10 protein-coding genes are annotated in these 8,495 nt (G+C 62.7%); 5 read left to right on the top strand and 5 right to left on the bottom strand.

The features are described from left to right. Positions 1-172 precede the first annotated feature (172 nt). The 4 genes from ACESMW_RS09950 to ACESMW_RS09935 all read right to left on the bottom strand — a co-directional run bounded on the left by ACESMW_RS09950 (position 173) and on the right by ACESMW_RS09935 (position 2,762). A complete protein-coding gene (locus ACESMW_RS09950; protein ID WP_372986872.1) occupies positions 173-469 on the bottom strand; it encodes a cell division protein ZapA in 297 nt (98 codons plus the stop codon). Then, complete coding sequence (locus ACESMW_RS09945) at positions 469-675, bottom strand: TIGR02449 family protein (protein WP_092003681.1); 207 nt, start codon at positions 673-675, stop codon at positions 469-471. Before ACESMW_RS09945 ends, ACESMW_RS09950 begins: the two co-directional genes overlap by 1 nt. Positions 676-777: 102 nt before the next feature. Continuing rightward, entirely contained in the window at positions 778-2,052 is a 1,275-nt protein-coding gene (locus ACESMW_RS09940; RefSeq protein ID WP_372986871.1) for an ABC transporter permease, read from the bottom strand. Next, on the bottom strand, positions 2,049-2,762 hold the full coding sequence (locus tag ACESMW_RS09935; protein ID WP_372986870.1) for an ABC transporter ATP-binding protein: 714 nt from the start codon (positions 2,760-2,762) through the stop codon (positions 2,049-2,051). Before ACESMW_RS09935 ends, ACESMW_RS09940 begins: the two co-directional genes overlap by 4 nt. A 107-nt stretch (positions 2,763-2,869) precedes the next feature. Between ACESMW_RS09935 and ACESMW_RS09930 the strand changes: the two genes are divergently transcribed. Next, positions 2,870-3,349, top strand: coding sequence for a DUF3299 domain-containing protein (locus ACESMW_RS09930; RefSeq protein WP_372986876.1), 480 nt, complete (start codon positions 2,870-2,872; stop codon positions 3,347-3,349). Between the two features lies 1 nt (position 3,350). On the opposite strand, the gene ACESMW_RS09925 is transcribed toward ACESMW_RS09930, so the two are convergent. Then, a complete protein-coding gene (locus tag ACESMW_RS09925) occupies positions 3,351-3,899 on the bottom strand; it encodes a ZrgA family zinc uptake protein (RefSeq protein ID WP_372986869.1) in 549 nt (182 codons plus the stop codon). A gap of 135 nt (positions 3,900-4,034) precedes the next feature. Here ACESMW_RS09925 and ACESMW_RS09920 point away from each other — a divergent pair, with 135 nt between their 5' ends. Genes ACESMW_RS09920 through ACESMW_RS09905 form a run of 4 tightly spaced genes read left to right on the top strand, consistent with a single transcriptional unit; the run spans position 4,035 to position 8,485 of the window. Beyond that, on the top strand, positions 4,035-4,637 hold the full coding sequence (locus tag ACESMW_RS09920) for a UPF0149 family protein (protein WP_372986868.1): 603 nt from the start codon (positions 4,035-4,037) through the stop codon (positions 4,635-4,637). Positions 4,638-4,664: 27 nt separating this feature from the next. Beyond that, entirely contained in the window at positions 4,665-5,984 is a 1,320-nt protein-coding gene (gene pepP, locus ACESMW_RS09915) for a Xaa-Pro aminopeptidase (RefSeq protein WP_372986867.1), read from the top strand. A 4-nt stretch (positions 5,985-5,988) separates the two neighbouring features. Then, positions 5,989-7,272, top strand: coding sequence for a 2-octaprenyl-6-methoxyphenyl hydroxylase (gene ubiH / locus ACESMW_RS09910; protein WP_372986866.1), 1,284 nt, complete (start codon positions 5,989-5,991; stop codon positions 7,270-7,272). After that, positions 7,262-8,485 (top strand): UbiH/UbiF/VisC/COQ6 family ubiquinone biosynthesis hydroxylase, encoded by a 1,224-nt coding sequence (locus ACESMW_RS09905; RefSeq protein WP_372986865.1) that lies wholly within the window; start codon positions 7,262-7,264, stop codon positions 8,483-8,485. Before ubiH ends, ACESMW_RS09905 begins: the two co-directional genes overlap by 11 nt. The last annotated feature ends 10 nt before the right edge of the window (positions 8,486-8,495 follow it).

Below are 8,495 nucleotides of genomic sequence, written 5' to 3'. Positions count from 1 at the left end.
CGCTGTGACATATTAGGCTTTCCCCTGTCGGGGACGTGCTCACAATGCCCTGAAGTAGCCACCTGGGTAATGCGCATCGGCTCGAGGACGTATCCGACCATCGCGAACAGCCCAGGAAGTTGGTCTCATTATACGGGCAGGTCCGGGGCCAATTGCAACACCTGATCCGCAATCAGTGGCCCGTATTTTCCCCGAGGGCATCGTCGAGCTTGCTGTCCATGGCCTTGAGAATCGAGCTGGTGGCGTCGGACATGGAATCCTGCTCCAGCAGCTCGTGGGCGATGTTGAGCGCGGCCATGACGGCAATGCGCTCAACGCCGAACACCTTGCCGCTGGAACGGATTTCCCGCATCTTGTGGTCCAGATGCCTGGCGGCGCGAATCAGGGCTTCTTGCTCTTCTTCCGGGCAGGCAACCAGGTATTCCTTGTCGAGAATCTTCACCTCAACGGTGGTGGATTGCTTAGACATCAGTGGTGCTCCAGTGCCCGCAGGCGGCCAATCATGGCTTCGATCTTGTTTTTGGCAAGATCGTTCTTGTGTACCAGCTGGGCCCGCTCCCGGTTCCAGTCGTCCTGGAGCTCCCGCAGCATGGCGTTATCCCGCTCCAGTTTCTGACAGCGTTCGATCAGCTTGTCCAGCTTGTCCGCTAATGCCTGTACTTCGGACTGTTCCATGGCGTGCCCAACATCGGTTGTTATGAATGCAAATAACTATAAGTGTGGACGCTAAGTCGGTCAATTTACAGGGTTGTCATAGCGGTCGGGGCGTGACGCCGATCACTGCCCGCTGATCTCCCCGAGGCCCTGGGAGCGGGTCCTGCGCCAGGTGGAGAACGCCGGCAGCAGGCCGACCAGCGCGGCCGCCGCCGGTACGGTCGCGAGCAGTGCCCATTCGGTGGGGTTCAGGGGCCTGAGTGCCAGGTTGATCCCGTAGTTGTCCAGTAACCAGGGGGCAATGCCCGTGAGGAGGGCGGCGCCCACGGCCAGTGCGAGCAGGCAGGAGACCAGCGCCAGGGCAACACATTCGATCACATGCAGGGAGGCAACCAGCCCCGTTGAGGCCCCGGTGGCCCGGAGCACTGCAATCTCGTGGGCCCGTTGGGTCTGCAGGGTCAGCAGTACCGCCACCAGTCCTACCAGGCTGGTAATGACCACGAAGCCGGTAATACCCAGCAGGGCTTTTTCGAACTGCCCCATCAGGCGCCACAGCTCGCTCAGGGCAACGCCCGGGAGAATGGCGGACAGGGGCTCCTCTGCCGACTGGTTCAGGGCGCGCTGGAGCTGGAAGGTAAGCACGGGGGACTTCAGCCCCACGTAGGCGGCCGTGATGGCGTCGGGAGTAAAGTCCATTCCCTGGGCTTTTTCCGGGGTTAGCGTTCGCCCCGGAATCGCCACGCCGGATTCCCAACCCACATGCATGGCCTCCATACCTGCCAGGCTGATGTACACCGCCTGGTCGACCGGGGTGCCGGTGGCCTCCAGAATCCCGGTAATCCGGAACGGGGTGTCCTCGTGATTGGAGAAGCTGGTTCTGCCGCCGCCGTGGGAGAGGATGATCTCTTCGCCGGGCTGATGCCCGAGCTCCCGCGCCACGCCGGCACCGAGCACGACGTGAAACACGTCACTGAACCATTCGCCTTCGGCCAGGCTGACCGGCTGTTCCTGGCCATAACGGAAGTGTTCCGGGAAGTTGCTGTCCGTGGCCACCACCCGGTAGCCCCGGTAACTGTCACCCAGGGAGATGGGGATCAGCCAGTCAATTCGTGGGTCTTCCTGAAGTTTCCGGAAGGTGCTCCAGCGGATGTTGTTGGTGGCATCGCCGATGTGGAACACGGTGTACAGCAGCAGGTTCAGCTGGCCGCTGCGGGCCCCGACGATGAGGTCGGTGCCGCTGATGGTGCTGGTGAACGATTGCCGGATTTCGGTACGCAGGTACTGGATGCCCAGCAGCAGGCTGACACTCAGGGTGAGGGTCAGGCACACCAGGGCCAGGACACGGCGCCGGTGCCAGAGGCTCGCCAGGGCCAGGGAAAAGGCCAGTCTGGTTTTCATGATTTACCTCCCAGATGGACCTGATGATGGAAATGGCGGCTCAGGCTGCGGTCATGGCTGACAAAAACCACCGAGGTGCCCCGTTCTTTGGCCAGGCCGAGCAGGAGATCGAGGAATCGGTCCCGGTTGTCGGCATCCAGAGCGGAGGTTGGCTCGTCCGCGAGGATGATGCCGGGGCTGCCCATCAGTGCCCGGGCCGCGGCAATCCGCTGCTGTTGGCCGATGGAAAGCCGGGTGACCTTGCGATGCCAGTGATCCTCAGGGATGGCCAGCAACCCGAGCAGCTCTTTGGCAGCGGAGTCCGGGTCGGGCCGGGTTTGTCCAAGACGTACACGGGACAGGCGGCAGGGCAGGGTAACGTTCGCCAGAGCGCTCAGGTAGGGCACCAGGTTGAACTGCTGGAAGATCACGCCGATATGGTCGGCCCGGAACCGGTCCCGGGGGCCGGGGCCCAGGCGCTGCAGCTCGGAACCGAGAATGCTGACCGACCCGGATTCGGGCACCTGCATGCCGGACAACAGGCTCAGAAGGGTGCTTTTGCCGCTACCGCTGGCGCCTTGCAGGAAAAGGTGTTCACCCCGGGGGATAGTCAGGTCCGGAAACCGGAGCATCGGTTGAGACGTTGCCCATCGGAAGCCAAGGTCCCGGGCCTCCAGGGCAAACTCCCCGTTCCTGGCCCGGCTGAGCCGGGTTTCTGTCGTGCTGGTCATGTTGGTGATCATTGTCTCCGGTGTATGATACCTGCTGGTCCGGAACCTGAACCCCAGGAGTAACCTCGTTGATGCTTCACGTTTTCCCTTCGCCCCGTTTTACCGGCATGGTCCTGGCAACCTTGCTCGGATTCGCCTCTGTCGCCGTGGCCGCGGAGCCCCGGGAGATCGACTGGCTTGAACTCATGCCCGCCGAGGATCTGGCGTTGCTGGAGAATATGCCAGAAGTCGAGCACGAGGGCGACGGCCCCGCCATCCTGCCCGATGAGATCATGACCGGGCGCGTGGTGCCGGAGATGGGAGACGTTGAGGGGCGGATTCCCGGCTTTGTCGTGCCGCTGAAAACCACCAACGACATGAAGATCCTCGAGTTCTTCCTGGTCCCCTACTACGGTGCCTGCATCCATGTGCCGCCGCCCCCGCCCAACCAGATCATCCACGTGAAATACAAGGAGGGCTTCTATCTCGAAGCCCTGTATGACCCGGTGTGGATCGAGGGCACACTGGTGATTGAGCGTACCGAGAATGAGATCGGCACCTCCTCATACTCCATGGTGGCCAGGAGCGTGACACCCTACACCGAGTAGGTTATTGCTGCAGTTCGATGGCTTGTTCGCCATGCTCCAGGCGTGTTGCGCCCTGTGCCATGGCGCCGGCCCACTGCACATCCAGGTGCTCAAGGCGTTCAAGCCGGGTGGTCAACGGTGTGGTCAGGGTGCTGGCATCCTGCACGCCGGGGCACGCCAGCGTCTGGATGACTTCAAAGGCCGAATGGCCGCCGCCGTGATCCCCGTGCTCATCATCGTTGCCGTCGTGTTCCGGTTCCTGGCCGCTGTGATGTACATCCGAACTGATCACAGTGCAGGTGCCCTCCGGGGTATTGATCAACGGTGTTCCGGCAAACCAGTCGTTCGCTTTCGTCAGCGCCTGAGTCTGGGCGTTGGTTCTGGCTTCATGCTCGAAGCCCACCACGTTGTAGGCGGGTGAGACAAACATCACCTCTACCTTGTTGCCTTCAACCGCAAACGACAGTTCGGCGTGACCGTGCTGGTGGGCGCCGGGGTTCTCGCTGGCAGCGGCTACGCCGGCGAGGAAGGTCAGCGGTAACAACAGTAGTCGGTATCCGGATCGATTCATCAGGCTCTCCAGTAGTGGGTGTTATGTTATAACATATTGTGATTTCCCGGCAGCAAAAGCAAGCGACAAGTGTCTTGGTGTCGCCTGAATGCTAGGATAGGAACTTCATTCAGCAACACAGGATTGTCTTGATTCATGTCCGAATCCGACACTTCTTCCGGCGCCGCCCGCGCTGCAGAATTCGAACGCTGGGCCAACGTCTTTACCGCCCACCAGGCCTTCAGTCATCCCTCGGAGCTCCACGGCGCACTGTGTGGTCGACTCGCCGCCGGTTCCCGTATCCAGGAACCGGAATGGCTGAACATGGTGTGCGAGCACATGGGTCTCCCGGAAGACGCGGCCGAAGAATCCGACGACCTGGCGCCCTTCATGAACAGGGCCTATGAGCAGACCCTGGCGCTCTTGCAATCGGCCGACATGAGTTTCCATCCTTTGTTACCGGATGATGACTACGCCATCGAGCAGCGGCTGGAAGCACTGGTTTCCTGGGTGCGCGGTTTCCTTGAAGGCATGGCCCTGGCCGCCGGAGAATCCCTGGGCCAGGCTCCGGACGAGATCCGTGAGCTGATTGAGGACATGGTGGCAATCAGCCAGCTCTCCGAGGATGAGGAAGCCGACGAGGAAAGCGAGCAGCAGCTGCTGGAAATCACCGAGTATGTCCGGCTCGGGGCCCTGGCCGTGTTTACCGAATTCAACGCCCCGGAGAAGCCGGCCTCCAATTCGCCGACCCTGCACTGAACCGGGTCCAGACCTATGGGAGAATCTATGTCGTCCATGATACCCGTGAAGGAGTTCGCCGAGCGTCGTCGCAAGCTGATGGAGCGCATGGCGCCGGACAGTATCGCCATCCTGCCAGCGGCCCCGGAGCGGGTGCGTAACCGGGATGTACTCCACCCATTCCGGCAGGACAGTGATTTCCAGTATCTGACCGGCTTTGGTGAGCCCGAGGCAGTGCTGGCGCTGATTCCCGGTCGCGAACATGGCGAGGCGGTGCTGTTCTGCAAGGAACGCCACCCGGAGAAAGAGCTTTGGGACGGTTTCCTGTGCGGCCCCGAAGGCGCCATCGAGCGGTTCGGCCTGGACGATGCCTTCCCGATTTCGGATATCGATGACATCCTGCCGGGCATGATTGAAGGTCGCAGCCGGGTCTATTACCCCCTCGGCAAGGACCAGAGCTTCGATCACCGGGTCATGGAATGGGTCAAGACCATCCGCAGCAAGGTACGCACGGGCGCCCATCCTCCCGGAGAGTTTGTCGCACTGGAGCATCTGCTCCACGATCTGCGCCTGTACAAGAGCGCCAACGAGATCAAGGTGATGGCGAAGGCCGGTAAAATCAGTGCCGAAGCCCACCGCAACGCCATGAAACGGGCGCGCCAGGGTGGTTTTGAATACAGCCTGGAAGCGACCCTGATCCACACGTTCATGGAGCACGGTGCCCGGTCCACCGCTTACCCGTCGATCGTGGGTAGTGGCGCTAATGGTTGCATCCTGCATTACATCGAGAACAGTGCGCCCCTGAAGGAGGGTGACCTGGTGCTGATCGATGCCGGCTGCGAGCTGGAATGCTACGCCTCGGACATTACCCGGACCTTCCCGGTCAGTGGCAAGTTCAGCCCGGAGCAGCGAGCCCTTTACGAGGTCGTGCTGGCGGCCCAGTACGAGGCCATTGACGCCGTGCGGCCGGGCAATCACTGGAACCATGCCCACGAGGCAGCGCTCAGGGTGCTCACCCAGGGGCTGATCGACCTCGGCCTGTTGTCCGGGAATGTGGAAGAAGCCATCGAGAAGGAAGCCTACAAGCCGTTCTTCATGCACCGCACCGGCCACTGGCTGGGTATGGATGTGCATGACGTGGGTGACTACCGGATCGGTGAGGCCTGGCGCGAGCTGGAGCCTGGTATGGCCCTGACCGTGGAGCCCGGCCTGTACATCGCCCCGGACAACACCAGTGTGGATGAGAAGTGGCGTGGTATCGGCATCCGCATCGAGGATGACGTGGTGGTAACCAAAGACGGTTGCCGCGTCCTCACCGATGAGGTGCCCAAGACCATTGCCGAGATTGAAGCGTTGATGGCGGACTGACACGGTGACCGCACCCGAGACTGACCTGATTATTGCCGGTGGCGGCCTGGCCGGCGCTACCCTGGCCCTGGCGCTGGCCCGGACCGTGCCCGAGCTTCGGGTGACGGTGGTGGAGACCTTCCCGCTGTCTCCCGATGCCCTGCCGGAGGACTACCAGCCCAGTTATGACGCCCGTTCCACGGCGTTGTCCTGGGGATCCAGGCTCATCTTTGAAGAGCTGGGGCTCTGGCCGTCGTTGTCGGAACACGCCACGCCCATTCGCCATATCCATGTCTCCGATCGTGGCCACTTCGGGGCCACCCGACTGCATGCCGAAGATCATCACCAGCAAGCCCTGGGCTACGTGGCCGACAACCGCTGGATGGGGCTGTGCCTGATGCGGGCGTTGCTCGATACGGGTGTGCAGTGGCAGGCGCCGGCGGAGGTGGTGGACATGACTCCGACACCGGACGGTGTTGACGTGCTGATCCGCAAGGACGGCCAGGAGCAGCGGGTCTCCGGGCAATGCCTGGTGGTTGCCGATGGCGGCCGTTCCGGACTGCGGGAGAAGCTGGGTTTTGTCACCCGCACCGAAAATTACGGCCAGAATGCGTTGATTGCCAATGTCTCCACCAGTGAATCGCATCAGTTTACCGCCTATGAACGGTTTACCGGCGATGGCCCGATGGCGCTACTTCCCCATGGCTCACCCCGCCGGCCGGAGAACCAGTCGGCACTGGTGTGGACCCTGACCGATGCGGCTCTGGCGGAGGTGCTGGAGCTGTCGGACGAGCAGAAATGCCGGCGTCTGCAGGAGCGATTCGGCTGGCGGCTGGGCCGGTTTACCCGGATTGGGCAGTGCAGCCACTACCCGTTGAAGCTGACCACCGTGGACGAGGCCGTACGCCCGGGTGTGGCGCTGGTGGGCAACGCCGCCCATGCCCTGCATCCGGTGGCCGGGCAGGGCTTTAACCTGGCCCTGAGAGGCTTGATGACCCTGGTGGAACAGTTCCGGCGGGGGGTGGACGAGGGCCGTTCGATCGGTGAGTTGTCAGTGCTCGGTGAATACCAGCGGCGGCATCGCCGGGACTGGCAGCAGACGGTGCAGTTCTCGGACTCGCTGATCCGAGTCTTTGGGCAGTCCCTCTTGCCGGTCGCCACGGCGCGGGATGCGGGGCTGATCGGGCTCGACATGGTGCCCGGCGCCAAACGCTGGTTTGCCCGCAAGGCCATGGGCATCGGCGGCCGCAGGCCGGTTGTTCCGTCAGTTTCCACAACGGCCAGTGAGGATCTCCGTCATGACCAGTAACACCGACGCCCCGTCCTTCGACATTGTCATCGTTGGTGGCGGCATGATCGGATCGGCCCTTGCGCTGGGTCTGTCCCGCCAGGGCTGGCAGGTCGGTCTGGTCGAAGGTGCCGTCCGGGAGGCTCTGCTGGAGGCCCCGGAGCCGGCGTCAACGGTGGACGACTTCGAGCCCCGGGTCAGTGCCATTTCAGCGGCCAGCCAGCGTCTTCTGGAAGAACTGGGGGCCTGGTCCGGGGTGACGGAAAGCCGGCACTGTGGCTATCGGGAAATGATCGTGTGGGATGGAGACGGCACCGGCCGGATCCATTTCGATGCCGCCGAACTGCATGCCCGGGCGCTGGGTACCATTGTCGAGAACCGCAACATCGTCCGGGCTTTGTTCCGGGAGCTGCTGGCCAGTGACGTGACGCTCTTTGACGGGGTCCGGGTCCGGAGCTGGTCCCGGACGGAAGGCGTTGAACTGGAAGACGGACGTCGGCTGGCGGCCCGCCTGGTGATCGGGGCCGATGGCGCAAACTCGCGCCTGCGCCAGTGGGCGGGTATGCCGACCCACGAATGGGATTACGACCAGCAGGCAATCGTCTGCACCGTCCGGACGTCCCAAAGCCACCGCTACACCGCCTGGCAGCGATTCTCTCCCAGTGGCCCGCTGGCCTTCCTGCCGCTGTTGAATGAAAGCCTGGACGACCAGTTCTGTTCCATTGTCTGGTCCCAGGATACCTCCGAGGCCCGCCGGCTGATGGCCCTCGGTGATGATGCCTTCCGGGCTGAGCTGGAGCGGGCCATCGAAGGTGAGCTGGGCAGTGTGACTGCGGTTTCCCGCCGTTTTGCCTTTCCCCTGCGCCAGCGCCATGCCAAGGACTATGTGGCCGACGGCCTGGCTCTGGTGGGTGACGCCGCCCATACCATCCATCCCCTGGCAGGCCAGGGTGCCAACCTGGGGTACGGGGATGTGCGGGCCCTGCTCGATGAAATGAAACGGGCGAAGGCGCTAGGCCTTGCTGTCGATGATCAACTGGTTCTGGCCCGCTATCAGCGCCGCCGGAAAGGTGAGAACCTCACCATGATGGCGGCCATGGAGGGCTTCAAGCAGTTGTTCGCTCGGGATGAGTTGCCGCTGCGCTGGCTTCGTAATGCCGGCATGCGCTGGCTGGACCGGCTTGGGCCGGTAAAGAACCGCATAGCCGCCGAGGCCATGGGCCTCGCTGATTAACCGATAGAGC

Origin of the sequence: Marinobacter sp. (assembly GCF_041690455.1) — a bacterium.
In the GTDB taxonomy this organism is placed as follows: Bacteria; Pseudomonadota; Gammaproteobacteria; order Pseudomonadales; family Oleiphilaceae; genus Marinobacter.
Note: the sequence above shows the minus strand (reverse complement) of the source record. Positions and strands in the feature narration are given on the sequence as shown.